Origin of the sequence: Mesorhizobium loti (genome assembly GCA_014189435.1) — a bacterium.
Lineage (GTDB): Bacteria > Pseudomonadota > Alphaproteobacteria > Rhizobiales > Rhizobiaceae > Mesorhizobium > Mesorhizobium loti_G.
In genome coordinates this window covers 388,421-408,829 of sequence record CP050293.1, presented here as the reverse complement: position 1 = coordinate 408,829, position 20,409 = coordinate 388,421, and the positions used below count along the sequence as shown (strand labels likewise).

At 63.5% G+C, this 20,409-nt stretch carries 23 protein-coding genes; 17 read left to right on the top strand and 6 right to left on the bottom strand.

The genetic code is table 11. The features are described from left to right. Nucleotides 1-25: 25 nt before the first annotated feature. From HB777_02015 to motA, 6 genes are read right to left on the bottom strand one after another with little or no spacing between them, the layout of a single operon-like run. A complete protein-coding gene (locus tag HB777_02015; protein ID QND62807.1) occupies nt 26-463 on the bottom strand; it encodes a hypothetical protein in 438 nt (145 codons plus the stop codon). Further along, complete coding sequence (gene flhB, locus HB777_02010) at nt 460-1,542, bottom strand: flagellar biosynthesis protein FlhB (GenBank protein QND62806.1); 1,083 nt, start codon at nt 1,540-1,542, stop codon at nt 460-462. The genes HB777_02015 and flhB overlap by 4 nt, the downstream gene beginning before the upstream one ends. Nucleotides 1,543-1,551: 9 nt before the next feature. Beyond that, nucleotides 1,552-2,562, bottom strand: a complete 1,011-nt coding sequence (gene fliG / locus HB777_02005) for a flagellar motor switch protein FliG (GenBank protein ID QND62805.1) — start codon at nt 2,560-2,562, stop codon at nt 1,552-1,554. Between the two features lie 43 nt (nt 2,563-2,605). Beyond that, a complete protein-coding gene (gene fliN / locus HB777_02000) occupies nt 2,606-2,992 on the bottom strand; it encodes a flagellar motor switch protein FliN (GenBank protein ID QND62804.1) in 387 nt (128 codons plus the stop codon). Between the two features lie 16 nt (nt 2,993-3,008). After that, a complete protein-coding gene (locus HB777_01995) occupies nt 3,009-3,956 on the bottom strand; it encodes a flagellar motor switch protein FliM (protein QND62803.1) in 948 nt (315 codons plus the stop codon). Nucleotides 3,957-3,988: 32 nt separating this feature from the next. Continuing rightward, entirely contained in the window at nt 3,989-4,864 is an 876-nt protein-coding gene (gene motA, locus HB777_01990) for a flagellar motor stator protein MotA (GenBank protein ID QND62802.1), read from the bottom strand. Between the two features lie 147 nt (nt 4,865-5,011). Here motA and HB777_01985 point away from each other — a divergent pair, with 147 nt between their 5' ends. The 17 genes from HB777_01985 (at nt 5,012) to fliF (ending at nt 20,409) form a co-directional block, all read left to right on the top strand. Further along, on the top strand, nt 5,012-6,823 hold the full coding sequence (locus HB777_01985; protein ID QND62801.1) for a DUF1217 domain-containing protein: 1,812 nt from the start codon (nt 5,012-5,014) through the stop codon (nt 6,821-6,823). A gap of 7 nt (nt 6,824-6,830) precedes the next feature. Then, the gene (gene flgF, locus HB777_01980) at nt 6,831-7,553 is read left to right on the top strand and encodes a flagellar basal-body rod protein FlgF (GenBank protein QND62800.1); all 723 of its coding nucleotides are present in this window, start codon (nt 6,831-6,833) and stop codon (nt 7,551-7,553) included. A 3-nt stretch (nt 7,554-7,556) separates the two neighbouring features. Next, a complete protein-coding gene (gene fliI, locus HB777_01975; GenBank protein ID QND62799.1) occupies nt 7,557-8,960 on the top strand; it encodes a flagellar protein export ATPase FliI in 1,404 nt (467 codons plus the stop codon). Then, nucleotides 8,947-9,723 carry a hypothetical protein gene (locus tag HB777_01970; protein ID QND62798.1) on the top strand — a complete coding sequence of 259 codons (777 nt, stop codon included), beginning with the start codon at nt 8,947-8,949 and terminating at the stop codon, nt 9,721-9,723. Before fliI ends, HB777_01970 begins: the two co-directional genes overlap by 14 nt. A gap of 84 nt (nt 9,724-9,807) precedes the next feature. Next, nucleotides 9,808-10,188, top strand: coding sequence for a flagellar basal body rod protein FlgB (flgB, locus tag HB777_01965; protein QND62797.1), 381 nt, complete (start codon nt 9,808-9,810; stop codon nt 10,186-10,188). Between the two features lie 2 nt (nt 10,189-10,190). Next, nucleotides 10,191-10,607 carry a flagellar basal body rod protein FlgC gene (flgC, locus tag HB777_01960; protein ID QND62796.1) on the top strand — a complete coding sequence of 139 codons (417 nt, stop codon included), beginning with the start codon at nt 10,191-10,193 and terminating at the stop codon, nt 10,605-10,607. Then, a complete protein-coding gene (gene fliE / locus HB777_01955; protein QND62795.1) occupies nt 10,607-10,933 on the top strand; it encodes a flagellar hook-basal body complex protein FliE in 327 nt (108 codons plus the stop codon). The genes flgC and fliE overlap by 1 nt, the downstream gene beginning before the upstream one ends. An 11-nt stretch (nt 10,934-10,944) precedes the next feature. Further along, entirely contained in the window at nt 10,945-11,733 is a 789-nt protein-coding gene (flgG, locus tag HB777_01950; protein QND62794.1) for a flagellar basal-body rod protein FlgG, read from the top strand. A gap of 3 nt (nt 11,734-11,736) precedes the next feature. Then, complete coding sequence (flgA, locus tag HB777_01945) at nt 11,737-12,288, top strand: flagellar basal body P-ring formation protein FlgA (GenBank protein QND62793.1); 552 nt, start codon at nt 11,737-11,739, stop codon at nt 12,286-12,288. Then, nucleotides 12,285-13,526 (top strand): flagellar basal body P-ring protein FlgI, encoded by a 1,242-nt coding sequence (locus tag HB777_01940; GenBank protein ID QND62792.1) that lies wholly within the window; start codon nt 12,285-12,287, stop codon nt 13,524-13,526. Before flgA ends, HB777_01940 begins: the two co-directional genes overlap by 4 nt. Nucleotides 13,527-13,529: 3 nt before the next feature. Then, nucleotides 13,530-14,117 carry a MotE family protein gene (locus tag HB777_01935; GenBank protein ID QND62791.1) on the top strand — a complete coding sequence of 196 codons (588 nt, stop codon included), beginning with the start codon at nt 13,530-13,532 and terminating at the stop codon, nt 14,115-14,117. Then, on the top strand, nt 14,114-14,824 hold the full coding sequence (locus HB777_01930) for a flagellar basal body L-ring protein FlgH (GenBank protein ID QND62790.1): 711 nt from the start codon (nt 14,114-14,116) through the stop codon (nt 14,822-14,824). Before HB777_01935 ends, HB777_01930 begins: the two co-directional genes overlap by 4 nt. 18 nt (nt 14,825-14,842) lie before the next feature. Then, nucleotides 14,843-15,337 carry a flagellar basal body-associated FliL family protein gene (locus HB777_01925; GenBank protein ID QND62789.1) on the top strand — a complete coding sequence of 165 codons (495 nt, stop codon included), beginning with the start codon at nt 14,843-14,845 and terminating at the stop codon, nt 15,335-15,337. Then, nucleotides 15,334-16,065: a flagellar type III secretion system pore protein FliP gene (fliP, locus tag HB777_01920; protein QND62788.1), complete on the top strand. Its 732-nt coding sequence runs from the start codon at nt 15,334-15,336 to the stop codon at nt 16,063-16,065. The genes HB777_01925 and fliP overlap by 4 nt, the downstream gene beginning before the upstream one ends. A 231-nt stretch (nt 16,066-16,296) precedes the next feature. Beyond that, nucleotides 16,297-17,292, top strand: coding sequence for a flagellin (locus HB777_01915; GenBank protein ID QND62787.1), 996 nt, complete (start codon nt 16,297-16,299; stop codon nt 17,290-17,292). A 270-nt stretch (nt 17,293-17,562) separates the two neighbouring features. Beyond that, nucleotides 17,563-18,630, top strand: coding sequence for a flagellin (locus HB777_01910; GenBank protein QND62786.1), 1,068 nt, complete (start codon nt 17,563-17,565; stop codon nt 18,628-18,630). A 132-nt stretch (nt 18,631-18,762) separates the two neighbouring features. Beyond that, on the top strand, nt 18,763-20,409 hold the full coding sequence (gene fliF, locus HB777_01905) for a flagellar M-ring protein FliF (GenBank protein QND62785.1): 1,647 nt from the start codon (nt 18,763-18,765) through the stop codon (nt 20,407-20,409).

Below are 20,409 nucleotides of genomic sequence, written 5' to 3'. Positions count from 1 at the left end.
TTTCGGCGGCGGCTCGCGATCGATGTCAGCGATAAGCGAGCGGTTCGACCTTGCGGATACGCGCCTCTTCGATCACGGCCTCGAGCAGCGCCGTGTTGTGCTCGGGGTCTTCGCCCGGCTTCTCGAACGACACGTAGTTGACCACCACCGAAGCGCCGAGCTCGCTCAGCGTAAGCTGGAAATAGACCGTGACGCCGGGCGGCCTCAGCTCCAGATCGAGCACGATGCGCGGGCTGCCGCTCCAGTCGACATGCGCCTCGCCGCCATGGCCGAGCCTCAGTGTGCCCGGCATGAAGAACAGCTCCACCGCTGAATCGACCAGATCCGACAGGCAGGCGAAATGCTCCAGCCGGATGAAGGCGATGTAGTCGGCGACATCGATCAGCCTCAGTTCCCCCACCACCTGTTCGATGGCGCTGGCGACGATGATCTCGCGGGATTTTGCGTGCGGTTGGCGGTTCATGAAATCTGTCTGCGCTCAGCCTTTTTCGAGTAGACGATCCGCACCAGTTCGGCGACGGCCTGGTAGAATTGCGACGGGATCACATTATCGACCGAAACTTGCTTGTACATGGAGCGGGCGAGCGCCACGTCCTCGAAGATCGGGATGTTGTGTTCCCGCGCGATCTCGCGGATCTTGAGCGCCACCAGATCCTGCCCCTTGGCCAACACCATCGGTGCCGAGTCCTCGTCGCGCACATATTTCAGCGCGATCGAGAAGTGCGTCGGGTTGGCGATGATCAAAGTCGCGCGCGGCACCGCCGTCATCATCCGCTTGCGTGCCCGGTCGCGCGCCAGCGAGCGCAGCCGCGATTTGACGATCGGGTCACCCTCGGACTGTTTGAACTCGTCCTTGACCTCCTGCTTGCTCATGCGCAGGTCCTGCTTCCAGTGGAAGCGTGACCAGACGATGTCGATCGCCGCGATCAGCCCCATGACGAAGACGATCGCTACCAGGATGTCGACGGCGATGCCGCGAATGACAAGGCCGAAAGCGACGGGATTGGTGATCATTCCGGCGAGCAGCTTGCGGTGGTCTTCCGACAGCGTGAAGCTCAGCACGAGGATGGCGAAGCCGACCTTGCCGATCGACTTCGCGAACTCGACCCAACCTTGAATGCCGAACAGCCTGTTCCACCCCTTGGCGATCGAGATGCGCGAGAGTTGCGGCCGGATCCGCTCGCCGACGAATTGCGGCATGTTCTGGAACACCGAGGCGCCGACACCGGCGACAGTCAGCAGCACCATCAAACTCAGGACCGCGCGGCCTACCTCGAGGAGGACGATCTTGTAGAGCGCGATGACATCGGTCTCGGTGTCCATCGGCCAGGCTTCCGGCTTCTCCAGGAACATCGACAGGAACATGCCGAGATCGATGACGGCGTCCTTGGCGTAGAAGACGGTGAACACCAGTATGGCGACGAAGGACGCAAGGAGCGCCGTTTCCCGCGAATGGGGCAGTTTGCCCTGTTCGACGGTGTCGCGGATCTTCTTTTCCGTCGCCTCTTCGGTTTTCGAATCCTTGTCGACCGCATCAGCCATGGGGCGGTCTTAGGCGGCGTTCTGGGTCGAGGGAAGTTCGAAGGCGCCTTCGCGCGACAGCCGGATCGTCGTCGACACGACCGTCTTGCGCGCCGCCGTAATGTCGGCGAGAGGCACCCCTTCCGAGCCCTGTCCGAGTTCGGCTTCGATCATGCGCCGCGACCGCGCGCCGATCGCCGACAGTACGGACTCGGCAAGTCCCGCCTGCGCGCCGCGCAGGGCCAGCGTGACCAGTTCGGTCGACAGCCCGTCGAACAGCAGCACCCGCGCCTTCTGGGTGAGCAGCGGCAGGTCGTCAAAGGCAAACAGGCGCGCCCGGACGCCATCGAGATCGGGCGTGCCGGCGGCTTCCAGATCCTGCATGACCTCCTCGAGCAGCGGCTTGTCCAGTTCGTTGAGAACGCTGGCGACGCGCGCCTGCCCGGCCGACGTATCCTTGGTCGACGTTTCCGTCAGCACACTGCTGCGCAGCCGGTTTTCGACGATCCTGCTTGCGGCTTCCGGAACATTGGCCATCGTCACCATGCGCTTGATGATTTCGCCGCGCGTCGACTTGGTCAACGTCAACAATACGCTCGCCGCCGCCTGCGGCGCCAGCTTCGACAGCACCATGGCCGCGGTCTGTGGATGCTCGCCGGCCAGGAAGGCGCCAAGCCGCGCCGGCTCGAGCTTTTCGAGCTCGGGCCAGATCGGCGGCGGGCCTTCCGGGGCGACCTCGAACCTCTTGTCGCCCATGATCGCGCTCATCTCTTCAGGCGACAGCGACTCATTGAGGATGGTGTCCATCCTGTCGGCAGAATCGAGCAATCCCGCCCCTTCGGTGAACTCGGCCTCGAACTCGGCGACGATGCGCTCGAGATCGCTTTGCGGAATCGTGCGCAGCAGACGGGCGCCCTCGATCAGCGCCTTCAGTTCTTCCTGCTTGAAGAATTTCAGCAGGCGGCTGGCCGACGGCTTGCCCATCGCCACCAATATGGCGGCCGCCTTCTGCGCACGGGTCAAGGTCACCGGCGTCGTCATGCCACTCGCCTCCGCTGCCACCGGCAAGCCCCGCAATCCATGTCTAGGCGCCCTTCGTGCCGGCGATGATTTCGGTCAGCCTGATGCCGAAGCGCGACGGATCGCTTTCCAGCACGGTGATTTCGCCACGCGCGATCTTGCGGCCGTTGACAACGACGTCGACAGGTTCGCCGATCCGGCGATTGAGCGCCACCGTCGACCCCTTCTGCAGCGCCATCAGCTCGGAGACCGGCATCTCGGTGCTGCCGAGGATGATCTGGACATCGACGGGGATGTTCATGATGACGCTCGAATTGGCTGATGAAGCGGCCCTGAACGCCGCATCGGGGCGTTGCTCCTCTTCATGCAGGACACCGCGCAATTCTTCAATGGCACGGTCGAGCTGCTCGTCCGGCTGGTCGAGGTCGGCTTCCACCTTGGTCTTGGCCATGAATCGTCTCCAAATGTCAGGCGCGGCCGGCAGAAGCCGGCATCAGCGCTTCGATAAAGTCCTGCCCGGCATCGTAGGGATGCCTGATTCGGACGGTGTAATTCTGCCCCAGTTTGCCGAACTCGCACACGAACAGCGTCTTGCCGCGCGCGCTGAGGCGCGCCTGCGACTGCGCCGTTTCCTCGAATTCGATGACCTGGCCAATTTCGAAACCGTCGAGGTCGCCGAGCGTCAGCCGCGCAAGCGGCATGGTGGCCTCGAGCGCCACCGTGGAGCGCATCACCTCTTCCGAAAAGCGGGCGCGCCAGCTGGGGCCGTGATCGTCGTCGCTGACGGGGACAGCCCCGTCGCGGCTGGCCAGCACGACGCGCTGCGGCATCGTCACGGTGACGGTGCCGCTGTCGGCCGGCGTCGAGATGCCAAGGACGATGCGGATCGCCGCGCCGTCGCGCAGCACATATCGCTTCGCCTCGGTGCCCGACATTGCCCGCGGCGCCGGCAGCCGCAGGTCAAGCGAGCGCTTTCCCGACCCGTTGAGGGCCTGCGCGACCTGTTGGAACACCATGGTCGAGACATCGATTTCGATCTGCGACAGATCGCGCTCGATCGGCGACACCGGCAGATCCGGGTCGCCGCCGAACAACGTGCAGACCATGATCGCGATCGCCGGAGCATCGATCACCAGAGTCATCGCATCGGAGGACACGGACGAGCCGACGACGCTCAGGGCAAACGTGTCGCCGGCGCGCGAACGCGCCTCGGGAACGCGGCTGATCTCTATCGCTTTGAGATCGACAATGACCGGAACGCCAAGCTCGCCGGTCAGGCCTTTCTGCAGCAGCGGCACGGCGCGCTCGGCCATGGCCCGGCCGGCATCGATGACCTGGGCGGCCTCGCCGCTGTCGCCGACCAGACGCTCGATGATCAGCGAGCGCGCGTCCGCTGGGCTGCCCAGGCTGGTCATGACAGTGCCGGGACCGATCTGTCGCGCATCGTTCAGGCGGCCTTCTTTTCGACGGTGCCGGTATTCATCGTGCTCTGCTCGACAGCGTCGATCGTCGGCCGTTCATAGGATGAGATGGTCTTGCGGCCGAACTCGATCGCCACCTGCGGCAGCGCGCCGTTCATGTAGGCCAGCAGCGTCTGCTTGACGATGATGTAGAGGCGGTTCTTCTTCTCGCGCACCGTCTTGATCTTGGTGGCGACCGGCCCGACCACCGAATAGGACAGGAAGATGCCGAGGAACGTTCCGACAAGTGCGGCGCCAATCAGACCGCCGAGGATTTCCGGCGACTGGTCGAGCGCGCCCATCGCCTTGACCACGCCGAGCACGGCAGCGACGATGCCGAGCGCCGGCAGGCCATCGCCCACCGCCACCATCGCGTGATAGGCCTTCATCTTGTCGGTCCTGATGGTCTGGATTTCTTCGTCCATCAGCGCCTCGATCTCGTGCGAGCGGGCATTGCCGATGATGATGATGCGGCAGTAGTCGCAGATGAAATGCGTCAGGTCATGGTTATGCAGCACGGTCGGGAACGCCTGGAAAATCGCCGACTCTTCCGGATTGTCGATATGCGCCTCGACCTCGCTGCGGGATTTCGACCGCAGCTCGCGCATCAGTGAATGCAGCACGCCGAGCGTTTCGAGATAGTCCTGTTCCTTCGGCACCGCCTGCTTGAAGGCTTCGAGGATGCCCTTGCCGGTGTCCTTGACCGTCTTCATCGGATTGGCGACGAGGAAGGTGCCAAAAGCCGCGCCACAGATGATCACGGCCTCCCACGGCTGGATCAGCACATGAAGATGGCCCCCCATCGCCATGAAGCCGCCAAGGACGCAGCCGAGCGTCACCACCAGTCCAATCAGAATGCCCACGACAGGTCCTTCCGCATTTCACTTCGCGAGCAAGGGATAGCCCCCGTGCCTTGTGTGAGGCTTGAATCGAAAGCGTCGGAGACGATTCAGTTTCGCGCAAGGAAGTAGGGGTATTGTCCTGACATAGCTTCGGCCGGAGGCACGTCTTTGCTTAATACCTTTACCAGCTACCAGCTCATCACCAGGGACATTTCAAAGTCGCTCGACAGGATCGAGAAGCAGCCCGTGGTTGATCGCGACACCAAATATTATCTGGACAACATCACCAAGGTGAAATCGATCGACGATTTCGTCAAGAATGACCGTTTGTTCAAATATGCCATGAAGGCATACGGGCTCGAGGACATGGACTACGCCAAGGCCTTCATGGTCAAGGCACTCAAGGAAGGCGTCTCCGATCCCAACAGCTTCGCCAACAAGCTGACCGACAAGCGTTACGCCGAATTCGTCAGAGCCTTCAATTTCGCCGCCAACGGCGCCAATACGACCGTCTACAACAAGGCGCAGCAACTGGTGACCAGCAACTATGCGCTGCAAGTCAAGATCGGCACCTCGCAGACCGGGTTCTCTTACTACCAGAGCGAAACCGCCTACTACGTCACCAACATCTCCAAGGTTAAGTCTGTCGACGACCTGATGGGCGACAGCCGCCTGCTGACATACGCGATGGCCGCTTTCGGACTCGACGCCGCGACCGAACCGGCCGCAACCGTCAAGGCGATGCTCGAAGGTGGCGTCAGCGATCCCGACAGTCCCGCCAACAAACTGCCCGACAAGAGCTACGCCAAATTCGTCTCGGCCTTCGACTTCGCCCAGTATGGCGATCAGACGACCATGCGCGACGATGTCCAGCAGGCGGTGCCGAAAGGATACATGGCCGGAGCCGGACTGAAATTGGTCGAGCCGAGCGCGCAATATATCAAGGGCGAGGCTGATTATTACGCGGCAAACATTTCCAAGGTGACGTCGATCGACGACCTCATGGCGGATAAGCGCCTGCTCACCTTCGCCATGGCTTCCTACGGACTGGATGCGTCAACCGAAACGCCGCAGCAGGTCCGCACAATGCTCGAGGGCGGCGTCAGCGACCCCGACAGCCCGGCAAACAAGCTGACGGATAAACGGTACGCCAACTTCGTCACGGCCTTCAACTTTGCCCAATATGGCGATCAGACAACGTCACGCGACGAAGTGCAGAAAGACACGCTGATAATCTATACGACAGAGTCGGCGCTTGGCCTGATCGCGCCGAATGCGGACTACATCAAGTCCGAGACTGCATACTACCTTGCCAACGTCACGAACGTGAAATCCATCGACGACCTGATGGCCAACAGCCGATTGTACAACTATGTGCTCTCGGCCTACGGACTCGATCCGGCGACGGAAAGCAAGGACCTCATCCGCAAAGTCCTTGCCGGTGGCATTCGTGACGCCGACAGCGTCGCCAACAAGATGACGAACAAGGCCTATGCCGGGCTGGCCACCGCCTTCAACTTCGAACAATACGGCGAAGCGGCCACCACCATCAATCCGGCGCAGCAGCCGACCGTCGACAAATACATGCGCCAGACCCTCGAAGAGGATGCCGGCCAGACCAACGAGGGCGTGCGGCTGGCGCTCTACTTCGACCGCAAGGGACCGACCATCACCAGCTGGTACGATGTGCTGGCCGACACCGCGCTTGCCAGCGTCGTGCGCACCGTGCTCGGCCTGCCCGATTCCTTCGCCACCGCCGATGTCGACAAGCAGGCGCAGCTGTTCGAGCAGAAACTCGACATCTCGGATTTCTCCGATCCCGAGAAGATCGGCAAGTTCCTGACGCGCTTCACCAGCATGTACGAGATCAAAAACCCAACCTCATCGGCCGTCTCCTCGGTCAGCGTGCTGTTTGCCCAGCCGCTCACGGTCGGCATCTCCACCGACCTGATGATGGCCATGCAGAAACTGAGGTTCTGAGACCATCATGCGGGACAGCCTGTACGTCGCCCTTTCCTCGCAGATCGCACTCGAGCGCCGCCTCGATACGATCGCCGACAATGTCGCCAACGCCTCGACGATCGGCTTTCGCGCCACCGGCGTGAAGTTCGAGGACGTCGTGTCCGGCACCGGGCCGAAATCGGTGTCCTTCGCGTCCTCCGGCAAGACCTATCTTTCCGGCGCTCACGGTGCTTTGAACGAGACCGGAAATCCGTTCGATTTCGCCATTCAGGGCGATGCCTGGTTCGCCATCGATACGCCTGTCGGCACCGTCATGACCCGCGACGGGCGCTTTTCGATGAACGAGAACGGCGAGTTGATGTCGATCGAGGGTCACCCGGTGCTCGATGCCGGCGGCTCGCCGATCCAGCTTGACCCTCGCAACGGTCCGCCCAAGGCCGGGGCCGACGGTTCGCTGCGCCAGAACGATCAGCTTGTCGGCTCGATCGGTGTCTACAATTTCGATCCGGGCGAAAACTTCGTCCGCTACGGCAATTCCGGCATCGTTCCGGCGCGCACACCAGAGCCTGTCACCGATCGCTCCGATATCGGCGTCGCCCAGGGTTTTCTCGAAGAATCCAACGTCAATCCCGTGCTGGAGATCACCCGGCTGATCATGGTCCAGCGTGCCTTCGAGAACACCGCCGCCCTGATGCGGCAGACCGACTCCTCCACCGACGAGGCGATCAAGACGCTCGGCTCGAAGTAACCCATGTCGCTCGACCAGCCATCCCTGCGCGCACCCGAAAGACAGCTTCAGCCGGCGCCGGAAGACCGGCTTGCGGCGCTGGAACGGATCTGGCGGCGTTTCGCCGACACCGAGGCGCTGCTCAAGCGCGGCGGCCGCGTCACCGAAGTCACGCCCACGCACTACAAGGTGCACGGCCTTTCCGATTTCGCCAGGCTGGGCGACATCGTCGAGCAGCGCGGCCATGCCGGAGCGCGCCGCGGCGAGATCGTCAAGATCAGCCGTGACGAGGTCGTCGTGGCACCCTTCGAACGCAGCGCCGATGCCGGCATCGGCGACGCCGTGTTCCGCCGCGGTCCGCTCGCGGTGGCGCCGCATGCCACGTGGCGCGGCCGCACCATCGACGCGCTTACCAGGGCAATCGATGGCGGCCCGCCTTTGGCCAGGGGCGACGACGCATCGAGCGGCGCCCAGACGACGCCCGGCGCCATGGCGCGGCAGCGCGTCGGCACCGCCTTCATGACCGGCGTCAAGGTCATCGACATCTTCACACCGCTCTGCTTCGGCCAGCGCCTCGGCATCTTTGCCGGCTCCGGCGTCGGCAAGTCGACGCTGCTTGCCATGCTCGCCGGCGCCGACGCATTCGACACCGTCGTCGTGGCGCTTATCGGCGAACGCGGCCGCGAAGTGCGTGAATTCCTCGAAGACACGATCGGCGACAGCATGGCCAAGACCGTCGCCGTCGTCGCCACCAGCGACGAGAGCGCCATGATGCGCCGGCGGGCGCCGGACACCGCCATGCGCGTGGCCGAGCATTTTCGCGACCAGGGGCACCGCGTGCTCCTGGTGCTGGACTCGATCACCCGCTTCGCTCACGCCTTGCGCGAGGTGGCGACGGGAACCGGCGAGCCGCCGGTCGCCCGCGGCTATCCGGCCTCGGTGTTCACCGAACTGCCCAAGCTGCTCGAGCGCGCCGGGCCAGGCGCTGAAGGCAAGGGGTCGATCACCGCCATCATCTCCGTGCTGGTCGACGGCGACGATCACAATGATCCGGTCGCCGATTCCGTGCGCGGCATCCTCGACGGCCATGTCGTGCTCGACCGCACGATCGCCGAACAGGGCCGCTATCCGCCGGTCAATCCGCTGTCGTCCATATCGCGGCTGGCCGGAAAGGCCTGGAGCACCGAACAGCGCGCGCTGGTGACAAGGCTGAAGTCGATGATCTCGCGCTTCGAGGACACGCGCGATATCCGCCTGCTGGGCGCCTATCAGGGCGGCGTCGATGCCGAACTCGATATTGCCGTGCGCCAGGTGCCGCTGATCTACGAGGCATTGACGCAAGCGCCGAAGGATCGCCCGTCGGTCGACCCGTTCTCCGATCTCGCCCGCCACCTCAAGAGCAAGCTGAACGCCGATGCCGGAGACTGAACGCGAATATACCGAGCGCATCCTGCGCGACATGATCGCCGAGGCCAACGCCGCCGAGGAAGCCCGGGCTGACGAAGCAAGAGCTGCCAAGGCAAAGGCTGACCGCGCCAAGGCCGACAAAGCCGAAGCTGTTCTGGCCAGGGCTGGCAAGCCTCCCCTGCCCCGGACGGAAGCTGCCGAGATGGCGCAGGCCAGCCGCGACTCGTTGATCGACGGTCTGTTCCCGCTCACCGAATGGCCACAGCCGCCAAAGGCGCAGTTCCCCCGGCTGAACAAGAAGTCCGACCGGCGCAGCGATCTCGTCATTGCCGCGCTCGGCATCACGCTCGGGCTGATCTGCGCTTCGTTTCCCTGGTACATTTTCTTCAACCAGGACCAGTTCGGCGTCCAGGCGATGAAGTTCGGCGGCACCGGCACCAATTCGGGACGGGCGGGCGGCGGCGTGGTCGCGCAACGCAGCGCGCCGCTGACGGCAAAGGACGTCCCCGCGGCCAATCTCGATCTGCTTGCCACGGGAACCGTGCAGGATGATGCCAATTCAGCACCTGCGCCCGATGAGCAACCCTTTCCGGCCGACGCGGCGAAATTCCGCATGGTTCATGTCGCCAACGGCCGTGCCATGATCGAGGACGATGCTGGCCTCTGGATCGTCCAGCGTGGCTCGATGCTGCCTGACTCCAGCCAAGTATCCTCCATCGAGCAGCGCAACGGCAAATGGGTCATGATCACCAGTGCCGACCAGGTGATCGAACTCTCCAAATAGACGCCACGTCTCAGGCCTTCGGGCATCCGCAAGGTCCGCGCAAGACTGGCGGCCTAGTCTTCGGGAACCCGCCCGGAGATTCCCATGGAGCCCGTTTCCCTTTTCGACCTCGCCGCCAAGCAAGCCCAGTGGCTGGCCGTGCGCCAGTCCGCCGTCGCCGGCAACATCGCCAACGCCAACACGCCAGGCTACACGGCAAACGATGTCGAGCCGTTCGAAAAAGTGCTCGACCGCACAGCCGTATCGCTGCAGGCCACGCAGGCCGGCCATCTCGGCAACGCAGCGACCAATGCCGGCTTCACCATCAAGCCCCAGGAAGATGACGGCGTTGTCATGCCGTCCAAGAACTCGGTCGTGCTGGAAGACCAGTTGCTGAAGGCCGGCGAGGTGCGCCGCTCCTTCGAACTCAACACGGCGATCGTCAAGGCGTTCCATTCGATGATGATGATGGCTGTGAAGAGCTGACCATGGACGCGCTGACCGCAGCCCTCAAAGTCGCAGCATCCGGCCTTGGCGCCCAGTCGGAGCGCCTGCGCGTGGTTTCCGAAAACCTCGCCAACGCCCAGTCGACCGGCACCGCACCGGGCTCCGACCCCTATCGCCGCAAGACCATCAGCTTCGTCTCCGAGCTCGACCGCACGACAGGCGGCTCGCTGGTCCAGGTCAACTCGATCGATCGTGATCCCAGTGACTTTCCGGTCGAGTTCCAGCCCGGCAACGAGGCTGCCGACGAGAAGGGCTACGTCAAGATGCCCAACGTCAACGTGCTGATCGAAATGGCCGACATGACCGAGGCCAACCGCTCCTACGAGGCCAACCTTCAGGTCGTCAAGCAGGCGCGCGATCTGATTTCCATGACCATCGACCTGATGAGGAACCAGTAATGATCAGCGGTATCGGAGCCCTTCAGTTCAAGTCGTCGATCGGCGGCGACGACGCGGTGACAAGCCTGCTCCAGGGCGGCGCGACACCTTCGGCCGGCGGCAATGTCGGCACCTCCTTCGCCGAGGCGCTGAGCCAGGCAGCCTCCAAGACCGTCAACACGCTGCAGAATGCCGAGCAGGTGTCGGTGCAGGCGCTCAAGGGCGACGTCGACACCCGTCAGGTGGTCGACGCCGTGATGAGCGCGCAGCAGGCGCTTCAGACCGCCGTCGCCATTCGCGACAAGGTGGTTTCCGCCTATCTCGAAGTCAGTCGAATGGGCATCTGAGGAATTCCGCCATGAAAGCACTCGCCATCGCCGCCACCGGCATGAATGCCCAGCAGACAAATCTGGAAGTCATCGCCAACAACATCGCCAACATCAACACCACCGGTTACAAGCGCGCCCGGGCCGAATTCTCCGACCTGCTCTATCAGGTCGACCGCACCCAAGGTGTGCCCAACCGCTCCAACGCCTCGCTGGTGCCGGAGGGCGTCTCGATCGGCCTCGGCGTCAAGACGACGGCCGTGCGCAACGTGCACACACAGGGGGAACTGACCAGCACCGGCAACAGTTTCGACCTGGCGCTCACCGGCAGAGGCTGGTTCCAGATCGAGGGTGCCGACGGCGGCACGCTCTACAGCCGCGCCGGCGCGCTCAACACCAACGCCACCGGCCAGTTGGTGACAGTGGATGGCGCCGCCGTCATTCCGGCAATCAACGTCCCCGTCGATGCCGTCGAGGTCATCGTCAACAAGACGGGGCAGGTGTTTGCCCGCATCGATGGCCAGACCGACCTGCAGAACCTCGGCCAGCTTCAGATCGCCAATTTCGCCAACGAGGCGGGCCTGGCGCCGCTCGGCGACAATCTGTTCCAGGAAACCACGGCTTCGGGGCCGGCCAATGTCGGCGTCCCGGGCGATCCCGGCTTTGCCACCATCCAGCAAGGCTATCTCGAAGCCTCCAACGTCGACCCGGTCAAGGAAATCACCGAGTTGATCTCGGCGCAGCGCGCCTATGAGATGAACTCCAAGGTCATCCAGGCCGCCGACGACATGGCCTCCGTCGTCTCCAAGAACATCAGGTAACGCATGATGTCGACGCCCGGCCTCCTGTCCGCATTCCGCCGCACCGCGCTCGTCCTAGCGCTGGTGGCCGGCGGCATGCCGGCTTTTGCCCAGGAATCGACAAGTCAATCGACAGACCAATCGGCCGATCAGTCAGCCACGCAGATCGCCAGCAATCAACCTGTTGGCGACGTCGTGCTGATTCCCAACCGGGTCATCTATCCCGGCCAGACCATCGAACTCACGGCCCTTAAACAGGTGACCCTCATCGCCGGCAAGCACAAGCCGGACGGCGTCGTCACACGAGCCGAGGAACTCGACGGCAAGGTCGCCAAGCGCACGCTGCTGCCCGGCCGCTACATCCCCTCCACCGCCATCCGCGAGGCTTGGCTGGTAGAACAGGGCGCCTCCGTGCAGGTCTTCTTCATCGCCGGCGGACTGACGATCTCCGCCACCGCCGTGACGCTGCAGCCAGGAGCCGCGGGCGACCTCGTCAAGGTTCGCAACATCGACAGCGGCAAGATCCTGTCCGGCACGGTGATGGCGGATGGAACCATCCAGGTCAGCGACTCATGATACGCGGCGTTTCCCTGATGTTGGCTGCCGTGCTTGGCCTGCAGCCGGCAATGGCCGACGGCCTGACGCCGAAGGCCAAGCGCGAGCTCGCCGCCAAGAATGGCGGCGTCTACAACGACCCCGAATATGATCCGGCCACCACCAGCCGCATGTTCCGGGTTTCCACCGGGCCGAGTTCGTTGCCGCCGGGCCAAGTCGCCTCGCGCATCAAGGACATCGCCCAGCTGCAGAGTTCGCGCGACAACCAGTTGGTCGGCTACGGCCTGGTCATCGGGCTTGCCGGATCGGGCGACAGCCTGCGCAACGCGCCGTTCACCGAACAATCGATCCGCGCCATGCTCGAAAATCTCGGCATCGCCACCGAGGGTGGCCGCGCGCGCGCCAAGAATGTCGCCGCCGTCATCGTCACCGCCAACATGCCGCCTTACGTGCAGTCGGGTGCCCGCATCGACATCGATGTCTCTTCGATGGGCGACGCGACCTCGCTCGCCGGCGGCACGCTGATCATGACGCCGCTGAAGGCGGCGGACGGCGAGATCTACGCCGTCGGCCAGGGCTCGGTCATCGTGTCCGGCTTCACCGCACAGGGCCAGGCCGAGCAGCTGACGCAAGGCGTGCCGACCTCCGGCCGCGTGCCGAACGGCGCCATCGTCGAGCGTGCCGTCCAGGCCGAGTTCGACGATCAAGCGACGCTGACGCTGCAACTGCGCAATCCCGATTTCTCGACCGCAATCCGCATTGCGGACGCCATCAACGACTACACAAGCCAGCGCTTCGGCATGCGGGTGGCGGCGGAACGCGATTCCCGCACCGTTCAGATCAGAAGGCCGAAGGCGGTTTCGGCCGCTCGCTTCTATGCCGAGATCGAGAATCTGGTGGTCGAATCCGACACACCGGCCCGTGTCGTCATCGACGAGCGCACTGGCACCATCGTCATCGGCAACGACGTCAAGATCTCGCGGGTCGCCATCAGCCACGGCACGCTCACCGTGCGCATCACCGAAGCACCGCGCGTTGTGCAGCCGGAGCCCTTCTCCAAGGGCGAGACCGCCGTCGAACCGTTCACCGCCATCGAAGCCAGCCGGCCCGACGCCCGCGTAGCGGTGCTTGACGGACCCGATCTCCAGACCCTCGTTTCCGGCCTCAACCGTCTCGGCGTCAAGCCGGACGGCATCATTGCCATTCTGCAGGGCATCAAGTCGGCCGGCGCCCTGCAGGCCGACCTGGTTCTGCAATAGGCGATGCCGATGATCCGCTCCGTCTCACGCCACGAAAGACGCCGCCCCGCCGCAATCCTGCTCGCGGCCGCTGCCGTTGCCGCCATGTCACTTGCCGGCGGCATCGCGCGCGGAGAGGAGGCGGTCCGCCAGGTCTTGCCGGGAGCACCGGCCGCAGCGGCGCCGCAGCAATTGACGCGGGAAAAGGCGCCCGACCAAAGCGAGATCGAGCGCTTCTGCTCCAATATCGCTGACGCCGCCCGCGACCGCCGTTATGCTTTGCAGGCGGAGGAACTGAAGCAGCTCCAGGCCGGCATCGACGAGCGCATGAAGGCTCTGGATGCAAAAAAGGCCGAGTACGAGACCTGGCTGAAGCGGCGCGAGGTTTTCCTGGCCCGGGCCGAAGACGGCGTTGTCCAGATCTACGCCGGCATGAAACCCGACGCCGCCGCCGAGCGGCTGGCCATCGTCAACGCCGATCTGGCGGCGGCCATATTGATGAAGCTCGATTCACGCAAGGCGAGCGTCATCCTCAACGAAATGGACCAGAAGGCGGCGGCGACGCTCACCGGCATCATGGCCAGCGCAGCCCGAAGGGTAGATCCGTCATGATCCGCAAGATGCTCGTCCTGTGCGCGGTCGCCGTGCTGTCCGGTTGCGGAACCAACCTCAAGGAGGTCGGTAGGGATCCAGCCTTGTCGCCAGTCGGCTCCGGCATCGACGACGGCAGCACCTCGTCCCTCTATCGCTATCCGGAAACACCGCCGGCACCGCCCAGGAAATTCTCGCTCTGGGATGATCGCCAGAGCCGGCTGTTCACCGACCCGCGGGCGCTGTCCCAGGGCGACATCCTGACCGTCAAGATCAAGATCAATGACCGGGCCAACTTCAAGAACCAGAACGACAGGAGCCGCACCGCCAACCGCAAGCTCGGTTTCGACATCAGCGCGCAGTGGGACAAGGTTGGCAGCACCGCCGGCAAGGGTGCTGGCGCTCTCAACTCCGCCACGGACACGACGGCCGACGGCGAGATCAAGCGATCGGAAACCCTGGAGCTCAACGTCGCCGCCATCGTCATCGACGTCCTGCCAAATGGCAATCTGATGATCAAGGGGTCGCAGGAAGTGCGCGTCAACGCCGAACTCAGGGTGCTGACCATCGCCGGCATCGTGCGGCCGGCCGACATCGGCGCCGAGAACACCATCCCCTACGAACGCATCGCCGAAGCGCGCATCTCCTACGGCGGACGCGGCCGCATCACCGAGGTCCAGCAACCTGCCTACGGTCAGCAGATTCTCGACCAGGTTCTTCCGTTCTAGGATCGGGGACACCGCACCGTGGCAAATGTCGAACAGGTTCAGCCGCGCAAGGGTCCCTCCCTTGCCATCCAGGCCGGCATGCTGCTGGTTGTGACGGCGGCCGCCATCGGCATGGGCTGGATGTCCGGCGGCTATCTCAAGGGCGTCGATGCCCCTGCGTCGGTACCAGTGGCGCCCGAGAACGAAGGCAAGGCCGAGCAGTCCGCCTCGGCCGAACAGCCGGGCGTGGGACCGATGCTCGTCGTGCTGGCGCCGATCACCACCAACATCGCCTCGCCTGCCGATACCTGGATCAGGATGGAGGTGTCCGTCGTCTATGACGGGCCGCAGCCACAGGCAATGTCAGATGACATCCACCAGGACCTTCTGGCCCTGGTGCGTACCTTGAAGATGCATCAGATCGAGGGCGCCAGCGGCTACCAGCACCTGAAGGCAGATCTCGAGGAACGCGCCTCGATCCGCAGCCAGGGTCACGCCAAACAGATCCTCATCAGGACATTGCTGCTCGAATGAGAAAATTCCTTCTCGCCACGGCGATGATCGCCGCCGCCACCTCGGTCGCGGCGGCCCAGCAGCTCGATCTCGGCGGCATCGGCAAGGCCGATGGCACCACCGTCGGCTACATCATCCAGATGTTCGGCCTGCTGACCGTGCTGTCGGTGGCGCCGGGCCTGCTGATCATGGTGACGAGCTTCACCCGTTTCGTCATCGCCTTCTCGATCCTGCGCGCCGGCATTGGCCTGCAGTCGACACCGGCAAACCTCATTCTCATTTCGCTGTCGCTGTTCATGACCTTCTACGTCATGGCGCCAACCTTCGACCAGGCCTGGAACACCGGCGTCAAGCCGCTGATGGACAACCAGATCACCCAGACCGAAGCCTTCGACAAGATTTCGGATCCGTTCCGCACCTTCATGCTGCGCAATGTGCGCGACAAGGACTTCGACCTGTTCGCCGATCTCGCCCGCGAGCGCGGCCAGACCGTAGCGCGCGACACCGTCGACCTGCGTATCCTGGTGCCCGCCTTCATGATCTCGGAGATCCGGCGCGGCTTCGAGATCGGCTTCCTGATCGTGCTGCCATTCCTGGTCATCGACCTGATCGTCGCCACGATCACCATGGCGATGGGCATGATGATGCTGCCGCCGACGGTGGTGTCGCTGCCGTTCAAGATCCTGTTCTTCGTCCTGATCGACGGCTGGAATCTGCTTGTCGGCAGCCTGGTGCGCTCCTTCAACTGACCGCCCGGCACCTGAATCCTGCAGCGTCGCCCTGGCGCGCTGCTGCGGCGCAAAAATCACGCAATATATTTTCGATTAACCGTCCGGTTTAGCCCTTTGGTAGGGACTTGCCCGCATATTCGCTCGCAGATGGCGGGTGATCGATTTCAGAGATCATTGGCATGATGCCGCACCGTCATACCGGGAGACCCGGTATGTAAAAAACACCTGTAAAATCAAGGTACGAGTACCATGTCCAGCATCATGACGAACTCCGCCGCGTTGACGGCTCTGCAGAGCCTTAACGCCACCAGCAAATCCCTCACCGACACCCAGGCCCGCATCTCGACCGGTTACCGCGTCTCGCAGGCCTCGGACAACGCCGCTTACTGGTCGATCGCCACCACGATGCGCTCCGACAACTCGGCAATGTCCACGGTTTCGGACGCACTCGGCCTCGGCGCCTCGAAGGTCGACACCGCCTACACCGGCATGAACAGCGCGATCTCGACCATCAACCAGATCAAGGCCAAGCTGCTGGCTTCCTACGGCCAGACGGATGCCTCGAAGGAAAAGACCCAGACCGAAATCACCGCTCTTCAGGCGCAGATGAAGTCCTACGCTGACGGCGCCACCTTCTCCGGTACCAACATGCTGTCCGTGGACAGCGGTGCAACAGCCACGACGGCTGCCGATGTGAAGATCCTTTCGGCGTTCAACCGTGACGCGGCCGGCGCATCTTCGATCTCGACCATCGACGTCAAGGTGGAAAATATCAAGCTCTATGAAGCTGGTACCACCGCGACACTCAACAAGGGCATCCTGGACTCGCAGCGCACCGGCTCCACTGGTGTGGCCACCCTCACGGCCGTTGCCGTGACCCTGGGCGCCGCCGCAACGGCCACCGACACCTACTCGGCCGCCTCGCTGACCATCTTCTCGGGCGGCACGGCTGCCAGCGATACGCAGATCAAGCAGATGCTGACCGTCATCGACTCCGCGCTCGCCGACATGACCAACTCGGCCACCACGCTCGGCGCCGCCAAGAGCTCCATCGACCTGCAGAAGACCTTCACCTCGGACTTGATGGACTCCATCGATCGCGGTGTCGGCCAGCTCGTCGATGCCGACATGAACAAGGAATCGACCCGTCTCCAGGCCCTGCAGGTCCAGCAGCAGCTCGGCGTCCAGGCGCTGTCGATCGCCAACGGTTCGTCGCAGTCGATCCTGTCGCTCTTCCGCGGCTAATCGCCTCCGCTCAACCACACAGTTCGCACTAAAAAATCGGGCCGCGCCAAAAGCGCGGCCCGATTTGCGTTTGCTCCAGCCTCGCGCAACCCTCGTTTCTTAACTCTCAAAAGCCAACTTTTAACAGGCTGTTAACCATGCCGCGCTAGTTATGGTTAACCAATAGCTTACGACAGGTTGGCGAATCGGTCCGACTGGCACGATGCCACCCGTTGAACAGGCCTATCCGGCATGTCTGAGCATGTCGGCTTTTGAGAAGGAGCGACTTTCTTGGCGAGCATCATGACCAACGCTTCGGCGTTAACCGCACTTCAAAGCCTCAGCGCCACCAACAAGTCACTCGAGCAGACGCAGGCGCGCATCTCGACGGGCTACCGGGTCTCGCAGGCCTCCGACAACGCCGCCTATTGGTCGATCGCCACCACGATGCGCTCGGACAATTCGGCCCTGTCGACGGTGCAGGATGCACTCGGCCTCGGCGCCTCGAAAGTCGATACCGCCTACACCGGCATGAACAATGTCCTGACGACGATCGGCCAGATCAAGACCAAGCTGCTTTCGACCGTCGGCCAGACGGACGCAGCCAAGGCAAAGACCCAGACCGAGATCAAGGCGCTTCAGGCGCAGATGAAGTCCTTTGCCGATGCGGCCACTTTCTCCGGCTCGAATTTCCTTGCGGTGACCTCCAAGCAGGTCTTGGCCGCCAATGACGGCGTGCAGGCCGACTCCCAGATCGTGTCTTCATTCAATCGCTCTTCATCCGGCGCCGTCTCGATCGGAACGATCAACATCGATGTCGAGGGCACCAAGCTTTTCGACTACGGCCTGGCCACCGGCGTCAAGAACTACGGCACCCTCGATCGCCAGACCTCCATCTATGCCACGGGAGCCGCCCAGACCCTGTATGACAACGCCTATGCGGCCTCGCTCGCACTCGGACAAACGGACATCGCCGCAAACGCCGCAGGCCAGACGGCGGCGGGAGCGGTGGTGGCCAGGGTCGACAATATTTCCGCCTACAACCTCGACATCACGGCGGCCGGGGTAACCGACGACATCATCACGCAGATGGTGACCAGGATCGACAAGGTCATGGCCCAGTTGACCGACTCTGCCACCATCCTCGGCTCGGCCAAGAGCAGCATCGACCTGCAGAAAACCTTCACCCAGAGCTTGATGGACTCCATCGACCGCGGCGTCGGCCAGCTTGTCGATGCCGACATGAACAAGGAATCGACCCGCCTGCAGGCGCTGCAGGTGCAGCAGCAGCTCGGCATCCAGTCGCTGTCGATCGCCAACAGCGCCTCGCAGTCGATCCTGTCGCTGTTCAAGAACTAATCGCGGGCGCCACCGGCGCCCTCCTTTCTCATCGATTGACGGGCCGCGCTGCAAGCGCGGCCCGATTTCATTTTCGCACAAGCTTCGAGGACTACTGTTCCGGCGGACAATCATGCTGGGAGTCGTTGAACCGTGCCGGAACAGATCCAGAGCATCATCTCGAATCTCCGCGGGTTTGGCGTGAAGCGCCTTGCCATGCTGGCGGGCATCGCCGTTCTGGTGATGGGCGTCATCGGCATCGCCTCGGTCTATCTCAACCGCCCCGCCTACGACACGCTCTATGTCGGGCTCGACCGCGCCGACGTGAACCAGATCGGGCTGGTGCTGGGCGAAGCCGGCATCGGCTTCGATGTCGGCGCCGACGGAACCTCGGTGCTGGTGCCTGCCGGCACCACCGCGCAGGCGCGCATGCTGCTTGCCGAAAAGGGCCTGCCGACCAGCGCCAATGCCGGCTACGAACTGTTCGACAATGTCGGCTCGCTCGGCCTCACCTCTTTCATGCAGCAGATCACCCGCGTGCGCGCGCTGGAAGGCGAGATCGCGCGCACCATCCAGTCGATATCGGGCATCAAGGCGGCGCGCGTCCACATCGTCATGTCCGAGCGCGCCAATTTCCGCCGCGACGAGCAGCAGCCCTCCGCCTCTGTGGTCATCCGCTACGCCGGCATCGACGCCGAGAAGAGCGCCATGTCGATCCGCCATCTCGTCGCCGCCGCCGTCCCCGGCCTGTCGGCCGACAAGGTGACGGTGCTCGATTCCAGCGGCAATCTGCTGGCCGCGGGCGATGATCCTTCCAACACCAGCGCCGCCCGCACGCTCGGCGTCGAGCAGACCGTCGAGGCGCAGATCGGCGACAACATCCGCCGCGCGCTGACGGCCTATCTCGGCCCCGACAATTTCCGCGCCAGCGTCAAGGCCGAGGTCAACACAGACACCCGCCAGACGGAAGAAACCATTTTCGATCCGAATTCCCGCGTCGAGCGCTCGGTGCAGTCGGTGCGCGCCAACGAGAACAACAACCAGAAGCAGGCTTCCACCCCGGCCAGCGTCGAGCAGAACCTGCCCGAGACCCAGGCGACCGCCACCGATGGTCCGCAGTCCTCTTCGCAAAACGACCGCAAGGAAGAGATCACCAACTACGAGATCAATTCGAAGAAGATCGCCACCGTCTCCAACGGCTACAGCGTCACCAAGATGTCGATTGCCGTCGTCGTCAACCAGCAGCGGCTGACGGCCATCCTCGGCAAGGACGCCACGCCGGAACAGATTGCCAAGCGCGTCGCCGATATCCAGAAGATGGTGACCTCGGCGACCGGCTTCGACGAAAAGCGCGGCGACGTCATCGACGTCTCGGCGGTCGAGTTCATCGACGGGCTGGATGGCGAGGCGATCCCGCAGGCTGGAATGCTCGATTCCATTGGCCAGCATGCCGGCACGCTGATCAATGCCGGCGCCTTCATTGTCGTGGTGTTCCTGGTCGCCTTCTTCGGCCTGAGGCCGATGGCGTCGGCGCTGACGGCAAAGGCGACACCGGCCCTGTCAGGCCCCAGCTTCGATGACGTCCAGCGCTCGCTGCCGACGCCGGAAGCAACGGCCGCCGCCGACAATGCCGCGGTTGCCGCCTTGCCCGGCTCGCGCCCAGGTCCGACACCGCTCGACGATCTTCGCCAGAAGATCAGGCCGGCGCCGCAGGATCGGCTTGCCCGGATGGTCGACCTCAACGAGGAGCGCACCGCGCAGATCCTGCGCAAATGGGCTGCCCAGGAAGTCGCGGTGTAA

Bases quoted from the DNA above. Each gene is read 5' to 3' on its own strand.
- HB777_02015 (QND62807.1), bottom strand. From the start codon at position 463: ATGAACCGCCAACCGCACGCAAAATCCCGCGAGATCATCGTCGCCAGC.
- flhB (QND62806.1), bottom strand. From the start codon at position 1,542: ATGGCTGATGCGGTCGACAAGGATTCGAAAACCGAAGAGGCGACGGAA.
- fliG (QND62805.1), bottom strand. From the start codon at position 2,562: ATGACGACGCCGGTGACCTTGACCCGTGCGCAGAAGGCGGCCGCCATA.
- fliN (QND62804.1), bottom strand. From the start codon at position 2,992: ATGGCCAAGACCAAGGTGGAAGCCGACCTCGACCAGCCGGACGAGCAG.
- HB777_01995 (QND62803.1), bottom strand. From the start codon at position 3,956: ATGACCAGCCTGGGCAGCCCAGCGGACGCGCGCTCGCTGATCATCGAG.
- flgF (QND62800.1), top strand. From the start codon at position 6,831: ATGCGGGACAGCCTGTACGTCGCCCTTTCCTCGCAGATCGCACTCGAG.
- fliI (QND62799.1), top strand. From the start codon at position 7,557: ATGTCGCTCGACCAGCCATCCCTGCGCGCACCCGAAAGACAGCTTCAG.
- HB777_01970 (QND62798.1), top strand. From the start codon at position 8,947: ATGCCGGAGACTGAACGCGAATATACCGAGCGCATCCTGCGCGACATG.
- flgB (QND62797.1), top strand. From the start codon at position 9,808: ATGGAGCCCGTTTCCCTTTTCGACCTCGCCGCCAAGCAAGCCCAGTGG.
- flgC (QND62796.1), top strand. From the start codon at position 10,191: ATGGACGCGCTGACCGCAGCCCTCAAAGTCGCAGCATCCGGCCTTGGC.
- fliE (QND62795.1), top strand. From the start codon at position 10,607: ATGATCAGCGGTATCGGAGCCCTTCAGTTCAAGTCGTCGATCGGCGGC.
- flgG (QND62794.1), top strand. From the start codon at position 10,945: ATGAAAGCACTCGCCATCGCCGCCACCGGCATGAATGCCCAGCAGACA.
- flgA (QND62793.1), top strand. From the start codon at position 11,737: ATGATGTCGACGCCCGGCCTCCTGTCCGCATTCCGCCGCACCGCGCTC.
- HB777_01940 (QND62792.1), top strand. From the start codon at position 12,285: ATGATACGCGGCGTTTCCCTGATGTTGGCTGCCGTGCTTGGCCTGCAG.
- HB777_01935 (QND62791.1), top strand. From the start codon at position 13,530: ATGCCGATGATCCGCTCCGTCTCACGCCACGAAAGACGCCGCCCCGCC.
- HB777_01930 (QND62790.1), top strand. From the start codon at position 14,114: ATGATCCGCAAGATGCTCGTCCTGTGCGCGGTCGCCGTGCTGTCCGGT.
- fliP (QND62788.1), top strand. From the start codon at position 15,334: ATGAGAAAATTCCTTCTCGCCACGGCGATGATCGCCGCCGCCACCTCG.
- HB777_01915 (QND62787.1), top strand. From the start codon at position 16,297: ATGTCCAGCATCATGACGAACTCCGCCGCGTTGACGGCTCTGCAGAGC.